The 19,373-nt window shown below is 71.7% G+C and carries 13 protein-coding genes and 1 pseudogene; 6 read left to right on the forward strand and 8 right to left on the reverse strand.

What is annotated here, in order from left to right; translation table 11 throughout:
* Positions 1-95 precede the first annotated feature (95 nt).
* The 3 genes from QFZ64_RS24130 (at position 96) to QFZ64_RS24140 (ending at position 3,394) form a co-directional block, all read left to right on the forward strand.
* Positions 96-524 carry a MerR family transcriptional regulator gene (locus QFZ64_RS24130; protein ID WP_307069027.1) on the forward strand — a complete coding sequence of 143 codons (429 nt, stop codon included), beginning with the start codon at positions 96-98 and terminating at the stop codon, positions 522-524.
* Complete coding sequence (locus QFZ64_RS24135; RefSeq protein ID WP_307069029.1) at positions 521-880, forward strand: co-chaperone YbbN; 360 nt, start codon at positions 521-523, stop codon at positions 878-880. The genes QFZ64_RS24130 and QFZ64_RS24135 overlap by 4 nt, the downstream gene beginning before the upstream one ends.
* A 243-nt stretch (positions 881-1,123) precedes the next feature.
* Positions 1,124-3,394: a UvrD-helicase domain-containing protein gene (locus QFZ64_RS24140; protein WP_307069031.1), complete on the forward strand. Its 2,271-nt coding sequence runs from the start codon at positions 1,124-1,126 to the stop codon at positions 3,392-3,394.
* A 58-nt stretch (positions 3,395-3,452) separates the two neighbouring features.
* On the opposite strand, the gene QFZ64_RS24145 is transcribed toward QFZ64_RS24140, so the two are convergent.
* Positions 3,453-4,100 (reverse strand): LysE family translocator, encoded by a 648-nt coding sequence (locus QFZ64_RS24145; protein WP_307069034.1) that lies wholly within the window; start codon positions 4,098-4,100, stop codon positions 3,453-3,455.
* Between the two features lie 132 nt (positions 4,101-4,232).
* Here QFZ64_RS24145 and QFZ64_RS24150 point away from each other — a divergent pair, with 132 nt between their 5' ends.
* On the forward strand, positions 4,233-4,751 hold the full coding sequence (locus QFZ64_RS24150) for a hypothetical protein (RefSeq protein WP_307069036.1): 519 nt from the start codon (positions 4,233-4,235) through the stop codon (positions 4,749-4,751).
* A gap of 68 nt (positions 4,752-4,819) precedes the next feature.
* On the opposite strand, the pseudogene QFZ64_RS35400 reads toward QFZ64_RS24150, so the two are convergent.
* The 5 genes and pseudogenes from QFZ64_RS35400 to QFZ64_RS24170 all read right to left on the reverse strand — a co-directional run.
* A pseudogene (locus tag QFZ64_RS35400) lies at positions 4,820-4,921 on the reverse strand (GntR family transcriptional regulator); the annotation flags it as partial.
* Between the two features lie 38 nt (positions 4,922-4,959).
* The gene (gene glgB, locus QFZ64_RS24155; RefSeq protein ID WP_307069038.1) at positions 4,960-7,569 is read right to left on the reverse strand and encodes a 1,4-alpha-glucan branching enzyme; all 2,610 of its coding nucleotides are present in this window, start codon (positions 7,567-7,569) and stop codon (positions 4,960-4,962) included.
* A gap of 115 nt (positions 7,570-7,684) precedes the next feature.
* Positions 7,685-9,160, reverse strand: coding sequence for a maltokinase (locus QFZ64_RS24160; RefSeq protein WP_307069040.1), 1,476 nt, complete (start codon positions 9,158-9,160; stop codon positions 7,685-7,687).
* Between the two features lie 244 nt (positions 9,161-9,404).
* Positions 9,405-11,105: a maltose alpha-D-glucosyltransferase gene (gene treS, locus QFZ64_RS24165; protein ID WP_307069042.1), complete on the reverse strand. Its 1,701-nt coding sequence runs from the start codon at positions 11,103-11,105 to the stop codon at positions 9,405-9,407.
* Positions 11,102-13,312 (reverse strand): alpha-1,4-glucan--maltose-1-phosphate maltosyltransferase, encoded by a 2,211-nt coding sequence (locus QFZ64_RS24170; protein ID WP_307069044.1) that lies wholly within the window; start codon positions 13,310-13,312, stop codon positions 11,102-11,104. Before QFZ64_RS24170 ends, treS begins: the two co-directional genes overlap by 4 nt.
* A gap of 561 nt (positions 13,313-13,873) precedes the next feature.
* Here QFZ64_RS24170 and QFZ64_RS24175 point away from each other — a divergent pair.
* Together QFZ64_RS24175 and QFZ64_RS24180 are read left to right on the forward strand one after the other, a co-directional pair.
* Positions 13,874-16,495 carry a glycosyltransferase family 1 protein gene (locus QFZ64_RS24175; protein WP_307069046.1) on the forward strand — a complete coding sequence of 874 codons (2,622 nt, stop codon included), beginning with the start codon at positions 13,874-13,876 and terminating at the stop codon, positions 16,493-16,495.
* A 79-nt stretch (positions 16,496-16,574) separates the two neighbouring features.
* Positions 16,575-16,805: a hypothetical protein gene (locus QFZ64_RS24180; RefSeq protein WP_307069048.1), complete on the forward strand. Its 231-nt coding sequence runs from the start codon at positions 16,575-16,577 to the stop codon at positions 16,803-16,805.
* Positions 16,806-16,843: 38 nt separating this feature from the next.
* Here the strand turns inward: QFZ64_RS24180 and QFZ64_RS24185 are convergent, their stop codons facing one another.
* Positions 16,844-17,362: a DUF1990 domain-containing protein gene (locus QFZ64_RS24185; protein WP_307069050.1), complete on the reverse strand. Its 519-nt coding sequence runs from the start codon at positions 17,360-17,362 to the stop codon at positions 16,844-16,846.
* Positions 17,363-17,431: 69 nt separating this feature from the next.
* Positions 17,432-19,087 carry a M4 family metallopeptidase gene (locus tag QFZ64_RS24190; RefSeq protein ID WP_307069052.1) on the reverse strand — a complete coding sequence of 552 codons (1,656 nt, stop codon included), beginning with the start codon at positions 19,085-19,087 and terminating at the stop codon, positions 17,432-17,434.
* Positions 19,088-19,373: the final 286 nt, after the last annotated feature.

The raw sequence follows: 19,373 nt of genomic DNA on the forward strand, positions 1-19,373 counted from the left end.
CACCCCGAAAAGTTCGCACAGTTCCCCGCGCCCCTGTCAGGGGCGCGGGGAACTGTCTTGCCCTGACGCCGACGTCAAGGATTAGCGTCGTCCCCATGCGAATCGGCGAACTCGCGGCGCGGGCCGGGACGACCACACGGACCCTGCGCTACTACGAGTCCCGCGGACTGCTCCCCGCACGCCGCGGCGACAACGGCTACCGCACCTACGACGAGGCGGACCTCACCCTCCTCCGCCAGATCCGAACCCTCCAGGACTTCGGGTTCGGCCTGGAGGAGACCCGCCCCTTCGTGGAGTGCCTGCGCGCCGGCCACTCGTCCGGCGACGCCTGCCCCGCCTCGCTCGCCGTCTACCGCCGCAAGCTCGCCGAGCTCGACGCACTCATCGGCGAGCTCGGCACCGTACGACGGAAGGTCGCCCGCCAACTGGAGCGGGCCGAACGCGCCCGGGACGACCTGTCGGCCGGGGCGGAGGTTCCGGGCGGTCCGGAACCGGTGTGCGAACTGAAAGGACAGGCATCGTGATCAAGGCAGCGGGCGTCACCGAAGCAGCGGGCGTCGCCGAAGTGACGGACGCGGATTTCACGGAACAGGTTCTCGAGGCGGAACTGCCGGTACTGGTGGAGTTCACCGCCGACTGGTGCCCGCCGTGCCGCCAGATGGGTCCGGTACTCAGCGCACTGGCCGACGAGGAGGGCCACCGGCTCAAGGTGGTGCGGCTGAACGTGGACACCAACCCCGAGACCACCAACGCCTACCGGGTGCTCTCCATGCCGACCTTCCTGGTGTTCCGCGACGGCGAGCCGGTGCGTTCCATGGTGGGGGCGAGGCCCAAGCGCCGCCTGCTGGAGGAGCTCGCGGACGCGGACGTGCTGCGGTAGCGAGCCAGGGGACGTAGACGGGGACGTAGATGACGTGAGGAGGCGGAGGCGGAACAAGAAATCCCCCGGGCGATTGCGCCCGGGGGATTTCTTTGCGTATATTCGATGGTTCGCGACTTTGTAAGGAGAAGGTCGCGGATGTATCGATGACGCCATCATATCCGGCCGGGAGTGGAATTGTCAAACACGGGATCGCCAACAGAGTCGCACGCAGGAACACCGGCGGATTTCCCCGACCGGGAAATGCGGCGTGAGCAGGAATTCATGGACGACCTGTACGCCCGCGTGGACCGGCTGCGGGGCGCCACCGAGACCGCCGTCGACGACGCCCTCGCCCAGGGCAACACCCCCATGCAGGCCCGGCTGGAGCGGGACATCCTCGTCGCCGAACGCTCCGGGCTGCTGGCCGCGCTGAACGCCGTCGACGGCTCGCTCTGCTTCGGCCGCATCGACCTGTCCCCCAAGCTCTCGGCTTCGCTCGAGCAGGGGGGACCCCCACCCGGCGAGGCGCACCACATCGGCCGCCTCGGGCTGCGCGCCGACGACGCCGACCGCACCCCCGTCCTCATCGACTGGCGGGCCCCCGTCGCCCGCCCCTTCTACCTGGCCACCGGCCACACCCCGATGGGCCTGCGACGCCGCCGGCACATCGGCACCGAGGGCCGCCGCGTCACCGAGCTGCACGACGAGATCCTCGACCTCGCCGACACCGAGCGCACCGGCTACGAGGACCCCAGCGGCGACGCCGTCCTGCTCGCCGCGCTGGGCGCCGCCCGCACCGGCCGGATGGGCGACATCGTGCGAACCATCCAGGCCGACCAGGACCGCATCATCCGCGCCCCGCACCAGGGCGTCCTCGTCGTCGAGGGCGGCCCCGGCACCGGCAAGACCGCCGTCGCCCTGCACCGGGCCGCCTACCTGCTCTACGAGCACCGGGAACTGCTCGCCCGCCGGGCCGTCCTCATCGTCGGCCCCAACCCCGCCTTCCTCGGCTACATCGGCGAGGTACTGCCCGCGCTCGGAGAGACCGGCGTCCTGCTCGCCACGGTGGGGGAGCTGTTCCCCGGCGTGAAGGCCACGGCCGTCGACACGCCCCGCGCCGCCGCCGTCAAGGGTGGCATCGCCATGGCGGACGCCCTCGCCCGGGCGGTCGCCGACCGGCAGGCGCTGCCCGACCCCGTCGTCACCATCGAGCACGACCGGGACGTGCTCCTCCTCGACGCCGGGCTCGTCCAGGTCGCCCGCGACCGCGCCCGCGCCGCGAAGCTGCCGCACAACGCGGCCCGTGAGCACTTCGAGGGGCACATCCTCAACACGCTCACCGACATGGTCGCCGAGCGCCTCGGCACCGATCCCTACGACGGCACCAACCTCCTCGACCCCAGCGACGTCACCCAGATCCGCGACGAGCTGGCCGAGAACCCGGAGGTGTGGTCCGCCATCGACGAACTGTGGCCGGTGCTGACCCCGCAGCGCATGGTCGCGGATTTCCTCGCCGCCCCCGAGGGCTGTCTCACCGCCGAGGACGCCGACGCCGTACGCCGCCCCGTCACCCGCGCCTGGACCCCCGCCGACGTGCCGCTGCTCGACGAGGCGGCCGAACTGCTCGGCGAGGACGACCGCGCGGTCCGCGCCCGCGCCGAACGTGAGCGCGCGGCGCAGGTGTCGTACGCGCAGGGCGTGCTCGACATGTCGTACGCCTCCCGTACCTACGAGTTCGAGGACAAGGAGGAGGGCGACCCCGAGAGCTCCGAGGTGCTCTCCGCGCACGACATCATCGACGCCGAACGCTTCGCCGAGCGCCAGGAGGAGGACGACCACCGCAGCGCCGCCGAGCGCGCCGCGGCCGACCGGACGTGGGCGTTCGGCCACATCGTCGTCGACGAGGCGCAGGAACTGTCGCCGATGGCCTGGCGGTTGCTGATGCGCCGCAGCCCGACCCGCGCGATGACACTCGTCGGCGACCCCGCGCAGACGGCGGAGGAGGCGGGAGTGGGCTCCTGGTCGGGGATCCTCGAGCCGTACGTCGGCGACCGCTGGGAACACACCCGCCTGGACGTCAACTACCGCACCCCCGCCGAGATCATGGACCTCGCGGCGGCGGTCGTACGGGCGGAGAACCCGTCCTTCGAGCCACCGAGGTCGGTACGGTCCACGGGCACGAAGCCGTGGATCCGCCAGGTCACCACCGGCGACCTGCCCGACGCGGTGGAGAAGGCGGTCGCCGAACTGACCCCCGAGGAGGGCCGGCTGGCGGTGATCGCCCCGCGGGCGCTGCACCGCGCCCTGGCCACCCGCCTGCCCGACGTCACGGCAGGCGCGGACCCGGACCTCACCCATCCCGTCGTCCTTCTGGACCCCCGCCAGTCCAAGGGCCTGGAATTCGACGCGGTCCTGGTCGTCGAACCGTCCCACTACGGCACGAGCGACCTGTACGTCGCCCTGACCCGCGCGACCCAGCACCTGGGCATCCTGCACACGGGGAACCTGCCGGCGGGGCTGGCGAACGCCTGATGCCCGCTGTCCCTGCCCGGCCGTCGCACCGGCCGGGCAGGGACCCTTCCCCGGGCGGTCAGTCCTTGCCCCCGGTCACGGCGATCGTGACCCCGAGACCGATCATGCCGAGCCCACCGGCACCGCCGACCAGGGAGAGCCGCCGCGGTGAACGGGCGAACCAGTCACGGGCGGTGGCCGCGGCCACGCCCCACACCGAGTCGGAGACGAGGGCGATGAGGTTGAAGACCAGGCCGAGCAGCAGCATCTGCGCCGCCGCGTGCCCGTGCCCCCGGTCGACGAACTGCGGCAGTACGGCGGCGAAGAACACGAGGGTCTTCGGATTGGTCACGCCGACCGCGAACCCCTCCCCGAACGTCCGCAGCCGACCGCCGTGCGCGACCCCGGCACCGACGCCGGTGACCGCGGCCCGCAGCGAACCGCGTTGCCGCCACGCCTTCACGCCGAGATGCACGAGGTAGGCGGCGCCCGCCAGCTTGAGCACGGTGAAGACGAGCACCGAGCGCTCCACGACCGCCCCGACCCCCAACGCCACCGCCGCGACGAGCACATAGGCGCCGAGCGTGTTCCCGGCGACCGTGATCAGCGCGACGTGCCGCCCGTGCGCCAGCGCCCGCCCGACGACGAACAGCACGCTCGGACCGGGGACCACGATCAGCAGGAACGACACGGCGGCGAAGGCGAGCAGACGGTCGACGGACACCATGCGCCCATGCAAGCACGGGGAGACGGCACCGTTCCATGGCATTTTTCCGCGGGCGGACACATCCCGTCGGCGGGGTGCCGTGCGCCGGCCCTCACCCCTTACTCACCCCTTGGCCCACGCGACAATGACCCCGTGAACGACACGGTCGCGGTTGCCCTGATCACCTCCCTGTCCACGCTCACGGCCGCCGGGCTGGCCGGCTGGGTCTCGACCCGGACGACCGGCAGGCAACTGCGCCACCAGGCCGCCCTCGCCCGCGAGGAACGCGCCGAACGACGCGCGACCGACCACGGGGAGACGCGCCGCGAGGCCTACGAACGCTTCCTGTCCCGCGCCGACGCGGCCTACCGCCTGCTGGACGAACACTGGCTGGCCGGCACCCCGCCCACCCAAGCGGGCTTCGCCGCCCGCCGGGCGCTGGACGAGGCCTGCATCCGGGTCGGCCTGGTGGGCCCCGAACACGTCGCGGAGCGGGCGGCAGCGGTGGTGCGCGCCGTGACCGAGGAGTTCCGCACCCACACCCCGGCCGCGAGCGCATCACCCGACCCCACGAACACCACACCCCTGCCCCGAGCCCAAGCACTACGAGCCCGATCGGCCACAACCGCCGACTTCCTCACGGCCGCACGCAGAGCCTTGGACGACGAATGACGTGGGGGTCACCTCTGTTCCTCATGCGGGAGTACCGCTCGACGAGGTGTACGACGTCGACATGTGGGTTCGGCGAGCCTGGCGTAGGTGCCGCCGGGGCCGGTCTCCTCCTCGGTGATCGCGGAGGCGGCGACCAGGCGCATGGGAAGGTAGCTCGTCGCGAGCGGTGCCCCGCGCCCCCTGCGGGTGAGGCGCGGGGCAGGGGGCTTCACGCCGGGCGGAGCCACAGTGTCGACAGCGGGGGCAGGGTCAGGGTGAGGCTGGCGGGGCGGCCGTGCCAGGGGTGGGGCGTCGGTTTCACCGGGTCCGGGTTGTGGGCGCCGGAGCCGCCGTAGCGGGTCGCGTCCGTGTTGAGGAGTTCGTGCCAGGCCGGTATGTCCTCCGGGACGCCCAGGCGGTAGTCCTCCCGGACCACCGGGGAGAAGTGGGACACCACCAGCAGCGGGGTGCCCTCCGCGTCGCGGCGCAGGAAGGCGAAGACGTTGTCCTCCGCCGCGTCGCCGACCACCCACGAGAAGCCGTCGGGCGAGGCGTCCCGTTCCCACAGGGCCGGAGTGCGGCGGTAGACCGTGTTGAGGTCGCGCACCAGGTCCCGTACGCCGCGGTGGTCCGGCTCCGCGCCGTACGCCGGGTCGAGCAGCCACCAGTCGGGGCCGTGCGCCTCCGACCACTCGGCGCCCTGCGCGAACTCCTGCCCCATGAAGAGGAGTTGCTTGCCGGGGTGGGCCCACATGAAGCCCAGGTACGCCCGCTCATTGGCGCGCTGCTGCCACCAGTCGCCCGGCATCTTGCTCACCAGCGAGCCCTTGCCGTGCACCACCTCGTCGTGCGAGATGGGCAGGACGTAGTTCTCGCTGTACGCGTACACCATCGAGAACGTCATCTCGCCGTGGTGGTACTTGCGGTGGACGGGGTCGTGACTCATGTAGTCGAGCGAGTCGTGCATCCAGCCCATGTTCCACTTCAGCCCGAACCCGAGCCCGCCGAAGCCGCCCGGGCCCTGGTGGTGGGTGGCCCGGGTGACGCCGTCCCACGCCGTGGACTCCTCGGCGACGGTCACGACGCCGGGGCACCGCCGGTACACGGTCGCGTTCATCTCCTGCAGGAACGCCACCGCGTCCAGGTTCTCCCGGCCGCCGTGCTCGTTCGGCGTCCACTGGCCCGGCTCGCGCGAGTAGTCGAGGTAGAGCATGGAGGCGACGGCGTCCACGCGCAGGCCGTCGATGTGGAACTCCTCGCACCAGTACACGGCGTTGGCGACGAGGAAGTTGCGCACCTCGTTGCGTCCGTAGTCGAACTCGAGGGTGCCCCAGTCGGGGTGGGCCGCGCGCAGCGGGTCCGCCGGTTCGTACAGCGGGCGGCCGTCGAACTCGGCCAGCGCCCACGCGTCGCGCGGGAAGTGGGCCGGCACCCAGTCCATCAGGACGCCTGTCCCGGACCGGTGCAGCGCGTCGATCAGGTACTTGAAGTCGTCGGGTGTGCCCAGGCGCGCGGTGGGCGCGTAGAAGCCGGTGACCTGGTAGCCCCAGGAGCCGCCGAAGGGGTGCTCCGCGACCGGCAGCAGTTCGACGTGCGTGAAGCCCATGTCGGACACGTACGCGGGGAGCTGCTCGGCCAGTTGGCGGTAGGTGAGGCCCGGGCGCCAGGACGGCAGGTGGACCTCGTAGACCGAGAACGGGGCCTCGTGCGCCGGGCGTTCGCCGCGCCGGGCCAGCCACTCGGCGTCGTCCCACTCGTGGTGCGAGGCCGTGACCACCGACGACGTGGCGGGCGGCACCTCGGTACGGCGGGCCATCGGGTCGGCGCGCATCGACCGGGACCCGTCCGGGCGCGTGATCTCGAACTTGTACAGCTCGCCCTCGCCGACCCCCGGCACGAACAGCTCCCACACCCCGGAGGAGCCGAGCGAACGCATCGGGAAGGCGGTGGCGTCCCAGAAGTTGAAGGTCCCCGCCACGCGCACGCCGCGCGCGTTCGGCGCCCAGACGCTGAACCTCGTGCCCGCCACGCCCTGGTGCGTCATGGGCTCGGCGCCCAGCACCCGCCACAGCTCCTCGTGCCGGCCCTCGCCGATGAGGTGCAGGTCGAACTCGCCGAGCGTGGGCAGGAAGCGGTAGGCGTCCTCCGTCTCCTGCGTGGCCCCCTCGTATGCGACGGCCAGGCGGTACTCCGGTACGTCGCGCAGGGGCAGCAGTCCGGAGAAGAAGCCGTCGCCGTCGTCGTGGAGCTCGGCCCTCAGTTCCCCGGTGACGACCGTGACGGACCGCGCGTAGGGGCGCAGCGCGCGGAACACCACCCCGCCGGAGACGGGGTGCGCGCCGAGCACGGAGTGCGGGGCGTGATGCGTACCGGCCAGCAGACGGGCGCGGTCCTCGGCGTGCACGGCGGGGGAGACGGTCACCTCGCCGGTGACAGCGGGGGCGGGGGGCATTTCGGGTGTCTTCCCCGACGGGGGCGGCGCGACGGCGGGTGCCTTCTTCGCCGCGGTCTTCTTGGCCGCCGTCTTCTTCGTGGGGGACGCGGTCTTCTTCGCGGTGGTCCTCTTCGGCGTGGCCTTCTTCGCGGCCGTCTTCTTCACCACTGCGGCCTCCTTCGCCGCCGCCTTCTTGGCCACGGCCTTGGTCGCGGCCGCCTTCTTGGCGACGGTCTTCTGGGCCACTGCCTTCTGGGCCACTGCTTTCTTGGCCACTGTCTTCTTCGCGACGGACTTCGTTCCCGCCGCCTTCTTCGCGGCGGCAGCCTTCTTGCCGCCGCTGGCCGGGTTCTTGCCGGCGCCGTTCTGGTGGGTGCTGTCGTCGGAGGAAGAGCGGGGGGTCACGGGTGGGGCCTCCTCGGCGGGTACGTCGGCAGGAAGGGCAGGGGCGGTGCGGCGGTGCGGAGGCGACCGGCCTCGTACCGACGGCGGCCGGTCACGAGGGCGCGTCCGCGGCCGGTCACGACGACGCGTCGGCGGCCAGTCGGCGCACCGCCGCCATCGGCACGGGCAGCCAGTCCGGTCGGTGCCGGGCCTCGTAGAGGACCTCGTAGACCGCCTTGTCGGTCTCGTAGGCCCGCAGCAGCACCGGCTCGGTGCGCGGGTCCACGCCCGCCACCTCCCCGTAACCGGTGCAGTAGGCGGCCCGGCAGGCGTCCGCCCAGTCACCGCCCGTACGCGGTGCGGCGACGCGCGCCGCGGTGGACGGCACGGAGTGGGCGGCGTAGTCGAAGGAGCGCAGCATCCCGGCGATGTCACGGGCCACCGGCTGCGGCAGACGCCGCTCGGTGAGCGGCTTGGACGGCTCGCCCTCGAAGTCGATCAGCGACCACGCACCGGACGCCGACCGCAGGCACTGCCCCAGGTGCAGATCGCCGTGGATGCGCTGCGCGGTCCAGGTGCGTCCCTCGGCCGCGAGGTCGCCCAGCGCGTCGAAGGCGGAGCGCAGCGCGGGGACGTACGGCCGCAGCGCGGGCACCGCCTGTGCCGTCGCCTCCAGCCGCTCGGTCATGCCGTCGACCAGTGGCCGCACCTGCGGATGCCCCAGCGTGACGGTGGGCAGCGCGCGGGCCAGCGCGGTGTGCACCTCGGCGGTGGCCCGGCCCAGCGCCCGCGCCTCGGCGGCGAAGTCCTCGCCCTTGGCCAGTTCGCGCAGCGCCAGCTCCCAGCCGTCGGTGGCGCCCCGCACGAAGGGCTGGAGCACGCCGAGGACGTACGGTTCGTCGGCGGGGTCGGCCCCGGCCGCGAAGCCGGACCGGTCCGCCGTCCCCGCCGTCTCGGCGAGTTCCGCCAGCAGCCAGCCGGTCGGTGCCGGGACCCGCGGGCAGTGTTCGCGGGCCAGCGCCAGCGGCAGTTCCAGATCGGGGTTCATGCCCGGCACGATGCGCCGCAGCAGCTTCAGGATGAACGTATCTCCGTAGATGATCGAGGAGTTCGACTGCTCCGCGGTGGCCACCCGCGGTACGAGTTCCTCACGTATCTCCTGGCGCGCGTCCCGCTCGAAGCGGAGTGCGCCGATGCGGGCCCGGGTGCGTATCGCCTCCAGCAGCAGGTCCGCGCAGCGGGTGTCGTACAGCGCCTCGAAGACGGTCCGTCCGGCGAGCGGACCCTGTTCCACGTGGCCGATCAGCGCGGGTGCCAGCCGGGGCGGCAGCACCTCGCGCACGCCTATGAGGAGCTGGTAGCAGTCCCCGGGGTGGGTGGGGGAGCCCTGGGTGGTGGGCTGGTGGGCGCGGACCAAGAGGTGGAACAGGCCGAGGCGGGAGCCCGCGGGCAGCAGCTCGGTGGCGGCGACCAGGGAGAACCCGGTGACGGGGCGGCCCTTGCCCGCGAACCAGCGCTGCCGCGGCAGCCACTCGCGCAGCAACGGATCGAGGGACGCGAGGAGGCCGGGGCTGGTCGTGACGGTGGTGGCACGGGTGACGGCTTCCGGCATGGCGTGCGTCCTTTCCCCGGAGTGGTCGGGGTGTCATTACTGCGTGCCCCGGGCGGGGCGAGGGAAACGCCTCGCCGGGGCCTGCCACGTGCGCGTACCGGCTCCCCGGGCCCGCGTACGGACCCAGAGGCAGCTCCCCGGTTCCGCGTACGGGCCCGGGACAAGCTCCCCGGGCCCGCGTACGGACCCGGGAGCGAAGTCCGGCCGACGATCGCCGGCCTCCCCGCGGAGCCGGAACCGATGATCAGCCGGCTTCCCTGCGGAGCCGGAACCAATAGAACCCGTGCCCCGCGAGCGTCAACAAATACGGCAGTTGCCCGATGGCCGGGAAACGCACTCCGCCGATCAGTTCGACCGGGTGGCGTCCTTCGAAGGCATGGAGGTCGAGTTCGGTGGGCTGGGCGAAGCGGGAGAAGTTGTGCACGCACAGGACGAGGTCGTCGCCGTGTTCCCGCAGGAAGGCCAGTACGGCCGGGTTGGAGGAGGACAGTTCGGTGTAGGAGCCGAGGCCGAAGGCGTGGTTCTGCTTGCGGATCTCGATCATCCGGCGGGTCCAGTGCAGCAGCGAGGAGGGCGAGGACATCGAGGCCTCGACGTTGGTGACCTGGTAGCCGTAGACGGGGTCCATGATCGTGGGCAGGAAGAGCCGTCCGGGGTCGCAGGAGGAGAACCCGGCGTTGCGGTCGGGGGTCCACTGCATGGGGGTGCGCACGGCGTCGCGGTCGCCGAGCCAGATGTTGTCGCCCATGCCGATCTCGTCGCCGTAGTACAGGATCGGCGAGCCGGGCAGGGAGAGCAGCAGCGCGGTGAACAGTTCGATCTGGTTGCGGTCGTTGTCCAGCAGGGGTGCGAGCCGCCGGCGGATGCCGATGTTGGCGCGCATGCGGGGGTCCTTGGCGTACTCGGCCCACATGTAGTCGCGTTCCTCGTCGGTGACCATCTCCAGGGTCAGCTCGTCGTGGTTGCGCAGGAAGATCCCCCACTGGCAGTTGGCGGGAATCGCCGGCGTCTTGGCGAGGATCTCGGAGACGGGGTAGCGCGATTCGCGGCGGACGGCCATGAAGATGCGGGGCATGACGGGGAAGTGGAACGCCATGTGGCACTCGTCGCCGCCGGTGCTGTAGTCGCCGAAGTAGTCGACCACGTCCTCCGGCCACTGATTGGCCTCCGCCAGCACCACGGTGTCCGGGTAGTGGGTGTCGATCTCCTTGCGCACCCGCTTGAGGAACTCGTGCGTGGCCGGGAGGTTCTCGCAGTTGGTGCCCTCCTCCTGGTAGAGGTACGGCACCGCGTCGAGCCGGAAGCCGTCGATCCCCAGGTCGAGCCAGAACCGCAGTGCGGAGATCATCTCCTCCTGCACGGCCGGGTTCTCGTAGTTCAGGTCCGGCTGGTGGGAGAAGAACCGGTGCCAGTAGTACTGCTTGCGGACCGGGTCGAAGGTCCAGTTGGAGGCCTCGGTGTCGACGAAGATGATCCGCGCGTCCTGGTACTGCTTGTCGTCGTCGGCCCAGACGTAGTAGTCGCCGTAGGGGCCGTCGGGGTCCTTGCGGGACTCCTGGAACCACGGGTGCTGGTCGCTGGTGTGGTTCATGACGAAGTCGATGATGACGCGCATGCCCCGCTGGTGCGCGGCGTCGACGAACTCCACGAAGTCCGCGAGGTCCCCGAACTCGGGCAGGACGGCGGTGTAGTCGGAGACGTCGTAGCCGCCGTCGCGGAGCGGGGACTTGAAGAAGGGCGGCAGCCACAGGCAGTCGACGCCGAGCCACTGCAGGTAGTCGAGTTTGGCGGTCAGGCCCTTGAGGTCGCCGACGCCGTCGCCGTCGCTGTCCTGGAAGGAGCGGACCAGGACCTCGTAGAAGACGGCGCGTTTGAACCAGTCCGGGTCCCGGTCCTTGGCGGGGGTGTCCTCGAAGGTGTCCGGGACGGGCTCATTGACGATCATGGTGTGGGTGACCCTCCGATCTGCGGTGAGGACGGTCGCAGGACGGTCAGCACGTGTGCCGGCCTGTCGCCCGGCTCCAGACGCACGTAATTGGCCCTGCCCCAGGAATAGGTGTCGCCGGTGAGCTCGTCACGCACCGGCACCGCCTCGTGCCAGTCGAGACCGAGCTGCGGCATGTCCAACGACACCGTCGCCTCCTGGGTGTGGAACGGGTCCAGGTTCACGACCACCAGAACCGTGTTCGCTCCGCGCTGCTTCGAGTAGACGAGGACCTCCTCCTTGTCGGCGTGATGGAAGTGCAGGTCGCGCAGTTGCCGGAGGGCCGGGCTGCGCCGCCGTATCGCGTTCAGTTCCGTGACCAGCCCGGCGATGCTGCGGCCCTCGCGTGCGGCGGCGGCCCAGTCGCGGGGCCGCAGCTGGTACTTCTCGCTGTCGAGGTACTCCTCGCTGCCCGGGCGCAGGGGGGTGTTCTCGCACAGTTCGTAGCCGCTGTAGATGCCCCAGGTGGGGGAGAGGGTGGCGGCGAGGACCGCGCGGACGGCGAAGGCGGGGCGGCCGCCGTGCTGGAGGTAGGCGTGCAGGATGTCGGGGGTGTTGGCGAAGAAGTTGGGCCGCATGTACGCGGCCGCCTCACCGGAGAGTTCGGTGAGGTACTCCGTCAGCTCCTCCTTGGTGGTGCGCCAGGTGAAGTACGTGTACGACTGCTGGAAGCCGACCGCGCCCAGGGTGTGCATCATCGCCGGACGCGTGAACGCCTCCGCCAGGAAGAGCACGTCCGGATCCCGGCCGTTGATCTCCCCGATCACCCGCTCCCAGAACACCACCGGCTTGGTGTGCGGGTTGTCCACCCGGAAGATCCGCACCCCGTGGTCCATCCAGTGCCGCAGCACCCGCACCGTCTCCGCGACCAGCCCGTCCATGTCCGCGTCGAACGCGATCGGATAGATGTCCTGGTACTTCTTCGGCGGGTTCTCCGCGTACGCGATCGACCCGTCGCTGCGGTGGTGGAACCACTCCGGGTGCTTCTCCACCCACGGATGGTCCGGCGAACACTGCAACGCGAAGTCCAGGGCCACTTCCAGGCCCAGTTCCCCGGCACGGGCGACGAAGGCGTCGAAGTCGTCCAGGGTGCCGAGCGCCGGATTGACGGCGTCGTGCCCGCCCTCCGGAGAGCCGATCGCCCACGGTACGCCCACGTCGTCCGGGCCGGCGGACAGAGTGTTGTTGGGGCCCTTGCGGAAGGTGGTGCCGATGGGGTGGATGGGCGGGAGGTAGACGACGTCGAAGCCCATGTCCGCGATGGCCGGAAGCCGCTCGGCGGCCGTGCGGAACGTGCCGTGCACCGTGGGGTCCAGGACCCCGCTCTCGCTGCGCGGGAAGAACTCGTACCAGGAGCCGAACAGCGCCCGCTCCCGCTCGACCAGCAGTTCGAGCTCCTCCGAGGTGCTGACGGGGTCCCGCAGCGGGTGTCGGGCCAGTACCCGGTCCACCTCGGGGGTGAGTGCCGCCGCGAGCCGGGAGGCGACCGGGCGGGCGGTGTCGCGCAGGGCGGCCACGGCGGCACGCAGCACGTCGCGGGCCCGGCCCACCTCCTCCTCGTCCTCCTCCGGTATGCCGGCGGCTATGCCCTCGGCGGCCCGCTCGTGGAGTCGCGCACCCTCCTCCAGGACCAATTCCGTGTCCTGACCTGCGGGCACCTTGATGCCGGCGTGGTGCCGCCAGGTGGTGACCGGGTCGCCCCACGCCTCCACCCGGTACCTCCAGCGGCCCTCGGCCGGAACCGACACGCGGGCGCCCCAGCGGTCCGTGCCGGGGGCGAGCTCGCGCATCGGGGTCCAGGGACCCGGACGGCCCTCCGGGTCCGTCAGGACGACGTTGGCGGCGACGGCGTCGTGGCCTTCACGGAAGACGGTGGCCGAGATCTCGAACTCCTCCCCGACCACGGCCTTGGCCGGGCGCCGGCCGCGCAGGACGACCGGCGCCACGTCCAGGACGGGGATGCGCCCGACGGCCTGGGCGGCGGCGGATACGGAGGCCGGAGCCGAACCGGGGCGCGCGGGGGCGGCCGGGGCGGAATCGGCGCGCGAGGGGGCCGTCCCGGGCGCGGTGGCGACCGGTGGGGGTGCTCCCGGGCCCGGTGGGCCGGCGGTGGTGATGCCGGTGGGGCCGGTGGTCGGGGTTGCCGACGGGTCGTGCGTGGCGGGCATGACCGCTCCTGTCCGCTGCGAACGTGGGTGGGCGGCTGGCGGGTGTGGTGGGTGGTCCGGGGCCTGCGGGACGTACCGGAGGAGCCTTCCCACCCTGTTCGGGTGAGCAATCCGGCACTTTGTTAACTACTCACGCGTATGTCTGCGTTCAAACCCGCTGCGCTCGGCCATGTTCGAGAAGCGGCCGAATTTTGCCGGGAGCAGACGAGACCGGACAGGGACGTACGGGAGCGCACGGTAACCGAGGGGAGCGGACGGAGATGGGAGGGAAGCGGAAGGAGAGCGGAACGGAGCCGAAAGGGGAGTGAACCGGAGGAGGAAAAGGGAAGCGGGGTGGGGAGGACTGCGGAGGGAGGACTGAAGGAGGAGGCGGGAGGGAGGTGAGAGAAGACGACCTGAGGCGTTTTCGCATGTTTTCTTCGCCGAGTGCGCGGTACTGACGCAACGCGCCGTCGAGCGCCGTGGTTGCCGGACCGTCGGCACCGTTACCGTCGTGAGTGACGAAGGCCGTACGCACAGTGCGGTCCGAAGCCGCGTACGCCCCTGGTGAAGGTGGGACTTTTGAAGGCCATCCGCAGGTTCACCGTCCGTCCCGTACTCCCCGACGCCCTCAAGCCGCTGAGCGACCTCGCGCACAATCTGCGCTGGTCCTGGCATGCCGAGACCCGTGACCTCTTCCAGTCCGTGGACCCCGAACAGTGGGCCGCCTGTGGCGGCGACCCCGTGCGGCTCCTGGGCAGCGTCCCGTCCGCGCGCCTGACCGAGCTGGCCGGGGACCGCCGGTTCCTGCGCCGACTGACCGCCGCCGCCGACGACCTCGCCGACTACACGAGCGGCGACCGGTGGTACCAGACGCAGGCGCAGTCGGCCGAGCTGCCGTCCGCGATCGCCTACTTCTCGCCGGAATTCGGCATCACGGCCGCGCTGCCGCAGTACTCCGGGGGGCTCGGCATTCTGGCCGGCGACCACCTCAAGTCCGCCAGCGACCTGGGCGTCCCGCTCATCGGCGTCGGCCTGCTCTACCGGCACGGCTACTTCCGCCAGTCCCTCTCCCGCGACGGCTGGCAGCAGGAGCACTATCCGGTGCTCGACCCGCACGAGCTGGCCCTCGCCCCGCTCACCGAGGAGGACGGCACGCCGTGCCACCTCACCCTCGCCCTGCCCGGCGGCCGTCGGCTGAGCGCCCGGATCTGGCTGGCCCGGGTCGGCAGGATCCCGCTGCTCCTGCTCGACTCCGACGTCGAGGAGAACGACCTCGGCGAGCGCGACGTCACCGACCGGCTCTACGGCGGCGGCAGCGAGCACCGGCTGCTCCAGGAGATGCTGCTCGGCATAGGGGGTGTCCGCGCCGTGCGCACGTACTGCCGGCTCACCGGCCACCCCGCACCGGAGGTCTTCCACACCAACGAGGGGCACGCCGGGTTCCTCGGCCTGGAGCGGATCGCCGAGCTGTGCGACGCGGGGCTCGACTTCGACGCCGCTCTGGAGGCCGTCCGCGCGGGCACCGTGTTCACCACGCACACGCCCGTCCCGGCCGGCATCGACCGCTTCGACCGGGAACTGGTCGCCCGCCACTTCGGCCCCGACGCCGAACTGCCCCGCATCGACGTGCAGCGGGTTCTCCACCTGGGGATGGAGACCTACGCGGGCGGGGAGCCCAACCTGTTCAACATGGCCGTGATGGGCCTGCGTCTCGGGCAGCGTGCCAACGGCGTCTCCCTGCTGCACGGCCACGTCAGCCGGGAGATGTTCTCCGGACTCTGGCCGGGATTCGACGCCGACGAGGTGCCGATCACCTCCGTCACCAACGGGGTGCACGCCCCGACCTGGGTGGCCCCCGAGGTGGTCCGGCTCGGCGCCCGGCAGATCGGGGCGAAGCGCGCCGAGGACGCCATGACCGTCGGCGACTCCGACCGCTGGGACTCGGTCGCGGACCTCGCCGACCAGGACATCTGGGGCCTGCGCCGGACGCTGCGGGAGAAACTGGTGCGGGAGGTGCGGGAGCGGCTGCACGCCTCCTGGCGGCAGCGCGGGGCCGGCACCGCCGAGCTCGGCTGGATCGACGACGTCCTCGACCCGGACGTGCTGACCGTCGGCTTCGCCCGCCGCGTCCCCTCGTACAAGCGGCTCACGCTGATGCTGCGCGACCGGGACCGGCTGATGGAACTGCTGCTGCACCCGGAGCGGCCGGTGCAGATCGTCGTCGCCGGCAAGGCGCACCCCGCGGACGACGGCGGCAAGCGGCTGATCCAGGAGCTGGTCCGGTTCGCCGACGACCCCCGGGTGCGGCACCGCATCGTCTTCCTGCCCGACTACGGCATGGCGATGGCGCAGAAGCTCTACCCCGGCTGCGACGTGTGGCTCAACAACCCGCTGCGGCCCCTGGAGGCGTGCGGCACCAGCGGGATGAAGGCCGCGCTCAACGGCTGCCTCAACCTGTCCGTGCGGGACGGCTGGTGGGACGAGTGGTTCCAGCCCGACTTCGGCTGGGCGATCCCCACGGCGGACGGCGCGGCCACCGACGACGACCGGCGCGACGAGCTGGAGGCGGCGGCGCTCTACGACCTCCTGGAGCACCGGGTGGCGCCCCGCTTCTACGAGCGCGGCGCGGACGGGCTGCCCGACCGCTGGATCCAGATGGTCCGCCGCACCCTCACCCACCTCGGCCCGAAGGTGCTGGCCGGACGGATGGTCCGGGAGTACGTGGAGCGGCTGTACACCCCCGCCGCCCGGGCCCACCGGGCGATGACCCCGCAGGTGGCCCGCGACCTGGCCGGCTGGAAGGCCCGGGTGCGGGGCGCCTGGCCGCGGGTCACCGTCGAGCACGTGGAGACGTCGTCGGCGGCGGACCGGGCCGAACTGGGCGCCGCGCTGGTGGTACGGGTCCGGGTGGCCCTCGGCGAGCTGGCCCCGGACGACGTCGAGGTGCAGGTGGTCTCGGGCCGGGTCGACGAGGAGGACCGCATCGCGGACGCGTCGGTGGTCCCGCTGAAACCGGCGGGCGGCGGCGAGGACGGCCGCTGGGTCTACGAGGGCCCGCTCTCCCTGGACCGCGCCGGCCCCTTCGGCTACACGGTCCGCATCCTCCCCTCCCACCCGCTCCTGGCCTCACCCGCCGAACTGGGCCTCCTGGTCGTCCCGCCGGACGGGACGGGGGAGGGGGCGGGGGTGCTGATGCGGTGATCCGCCTGCTCGGCCGAGAGGTCGGCGAGGTCGAGCTCGCGGACCTCGGTCGTTCGCCAAGAAGAAGGACGGCGGGCCGGTGGACAGGGGGGAGGAAGCCGTCCGGCTGTTCACCGACGTGGGCGTGCTGATCCGCGAGGCGCAGGAGGCCGGGGCGCTCCCGCCGGGCGACCCGGAGCGGCTCCGCCTGCTCCTCGTCGCGGTGCTCCAGGGCATCGCCCTACTGGTGACCTCCGGCCGGGCACCCCTCGACCGGGCCGAGTCCCTGGCTTACGACGCGGTCGCTCTCTTCACGGGCGGAGCCGGGTAGAGGGGCCGGCGGCGGGCCGTTTCGGCGGGGACCGGCCGCTACGTCAGTCCCGCCTCGTTCTCCTCGGCCGTCAGCCGGCGCAGTACCGCGCCGCAGCGGCGGGCGTACGCGTGCTGCAGGCCCCGTACCGCGGGGCCGCCCGCCCGCGCGTACCACTTCGCCGGGCGGCTGAACGCCGTCACCGTCAGCCACACCGTGCCGTCCCCGGTGCGGTCGAGCACGAAGGACTCCTCGCCCGTCTCCGGATGCCCCTGGAGCGTGCCGTACGCCCAGCCCCGTCGGCGCGGCTCCTCCACCGTCCACACCACCCGGCACGGCGCCTTGATCAGCCCGCCCAGTACGACGGTGACCTCGACGCCCGGCGCCGCGGCCGGGGCCTCGGTGTCGACGCCGAGGCCCGCCGCCCGGTGCATCTCCCACCCGAAGAGGGCTTCCGTGGCGCGGCGGAACACCCCCTCGCCCTCGCCGACGCGCGAGCGCACATGCAGGCGGTGGAACCCCGGCGGGCAGCGCTCCGGCTCCCGCGTGGCGCCGACATCCTCGTACGTGAACGACATGGGGCCCAAGGGTAGAGCCGCCCCCGGCGCGATGCGCGCCGGGGGCGGCTCAGCTGAACGAGTGTCGGACTAGTTCACGTTGACGCCGCTCCAGGCAGCCTGGACCGCGTTGTACTCGGCGCTGCCGGAGCCGTACAGGGCGGACGCCGCGCTCAGCGTCGCCGTGCGGGCGCCGGAGTACTTGGTGGTCGAGGTCATGTACGTGGTGAGCGCCTTGTACCAGATCTGCAGCGCCTTGGCGCGGCCGATGCCGGTGACCGTGGAGCCGTTGGACGTCGGCGAGTTGTAGCTGACGCCGTTGATCGTCTTCGCGCCGCTGCCCTCGGACAGCAGGTAGAAGAAGTGGTTGGCGACGCCGGACGAGTAGTGCACGTCCTTGTTGCCCACGGAGGAGGACCAGTAGTCGGCCGAGCCGCCGTCCTTGCTGGGCTTGTCCATGTACCGCAGCGGCGAGCCGTCGCCGTTGATGTCGATCTCCTCGCCGATGAGGTAGTCACCCTTGTCGGACGAGTTGTTGGCGAAGAACTCCACGCCGGTGCCGAAGATGTCCGAGGTTCCCTCGTTCAGACCGCCGGACTCGCCCGAGTAGTTGAGCCCCGCGGTCGCGGCCGTGACACCGTGGCTCATCTCGTGGCCGGCCACGTCCAGCGCGGTCAGCGGGTGGTTGTTCCCGGAGCCGTCGCCGTACGTCATGCAGAAGCAGCTGTCGTCCCAGAAGGCGTTGACGTAGTTGCTGCCGTAGTGGACCCGGGAGTACGCGCCGACACCGTTGTTCTTGATGCCGCTGCGGTTGAACGTGCTCTTGTAGAAGTCCCAGGTCTCCTGCGCGCCGTACGCGGCGTCGGCGGCGGCGGTCTGGTCGGTGGAGGAGCTGGAGGCCGCGCCGGTGCCCCACACGTCGTCGGCGTCGGTGAACAGCGTGCCGGTGCCGGAGGTGCGGTGGGCCAGGTTGTACGTCTTGTGGCCGCCGCGCGTGGTGTCGTAGAGCTGGTACGTGGAGCCGGACTTGGTGGTGCCCAGGGTGACCGTCCCCGAGTACAGGGTCTTGCCGGTGCCGGTCTCGATGCCCTGGTACTCGTAGAGCTTCTTGCCGGTGGCGGCGTCCGTGACGACGTGCAGTTCGTTGGGGGTGCCGTCGTCCTGGAGGCCGCCGACGACCGTCTCGTACGCCAGCACCGGGGTGCCGTTCGCCGCCCAGATCACCTTGCGCGGGGCACGGTCGGCGTCGGTCCTGGCGGAGCCGGCGTCCTTCGCGGCGGTCAGGGCCTGCTTCTTCGCCGTCGAGGCGGCGACCTTCGGGGTCACCGAGGCGACCTTGATGGCGGCCTTCGTCGCCTTGGTCACGCTCGTCGTCGCACCGGAGGCGGACTCGTGCACGACCAGGTCGCCGCCGAGCACCGGCAGGCCGTCGTAGGTGCGCTCGTAGCGGGTGTGGACGGTGCCGTCGGCGTCCTTGACGACGTCTCTGACGACCAGTTTCTCCTTGGCGCCGAGGCCTATCCTCTGTGCCGTCTCGGGGGCGGCGGCCTCGGCCTGCCGGATGAGGCCCGTACGTGCGCTCGCCGACAGCTGCAGCGGGGCCGCGGCGGGGGTGGCCGCGCCCTGGTCGGCGGGGGTCTGTGCGGCTGCCCCGGTGCTCAGACCGGTGGTCAGCAGGGCTCCGGCCGCGACGGCGGTGGCGATGGCCAGAGTGGTGCGCTTGTGACGCGCGTAGAGGGGAGTCACGCAAGCTCCTTATGTGGGGGCGCCCGTGAGGCGTGGGGGGCCTCGCGGACAGCTGAAGTTGCGGTGCGGTGTGCCGTCCGTGCGCTGGAAGACTGACATTGAAGGCGTGTGCATGTCAGGACCCCGACGGGACGTTGGCCGAAAATCGTCCGCAGAGTGAAGATCGGTGTACGCAATGCGGAACAGATCTCTCCCGACCCCCTCCGGACCGATCCGACTGTCGCGCGGAGGCCGGGACGGACCGGATGCGAATGGTCCGTCGTGGGTCGAATGCGTGAAGCGCGGC

It is taken from the genome of Streptomyces sp. B3I8 (genome assembly GCF_030816915.1).
GTDB lineage: Bacteria > Actinomycetota > Actinomycetes > Streptomycetales > Streptomycetaceae > Streptomyces.

Bases quoted from the DNA above. Each gene is read 5' to 3' on its own strand.
- QFZ64_RS24130 (WP_307069027.1), top strand. From the start codon at position 96: ATGCGAATCGGCGAACTCGCGGCGCGGGCCGGGACGACCACACGGACC.
- QFZ64_RS24140 (WP_307069031.1), top strand. From the start codon at position 1,124: ATGCGGCGTGAGCAGGAATTCATGGACGACCTGTACGCCCGCGTGGAC.
- QFZ64_RS24145 (WP_307069034.1), bottom strand. From the start codon at position 4,100: ATGGTGTCCGTCGACCGTCTGCTCGCCTTCGCCGCCGTGTCGTTCCTG.
- QFZ64_RS24160 (WP_307069040.1), bottom strand. From the start codon at position 9,160: ATGCCGGAAGCCGTCACCCGTGCCACCACCGTCACGACCAGCCCCGGC.
- treS (WP_307069042.1), bottom strand. From the start codon at position 11,105: ATGATCGTCAATGAGCCCGTCCCGGACACCTTCGAGGACACCCCCGCC.
- QFZ64_RS24170 (WP_307069044.1), bottom strand. From the start codon at position 13,312: ATGCCCGCCACGCACGACCCGTCGGCAACCCCGACCACCGGCCCCACC.
- QFZ64_RS24185 (WP_307069050.1), bottom strand. From the start codon at position 17,362: ATGTCGTTCACGTACGAGGATGTCGGCGCCACGCGGGAGCCGGAGCGC.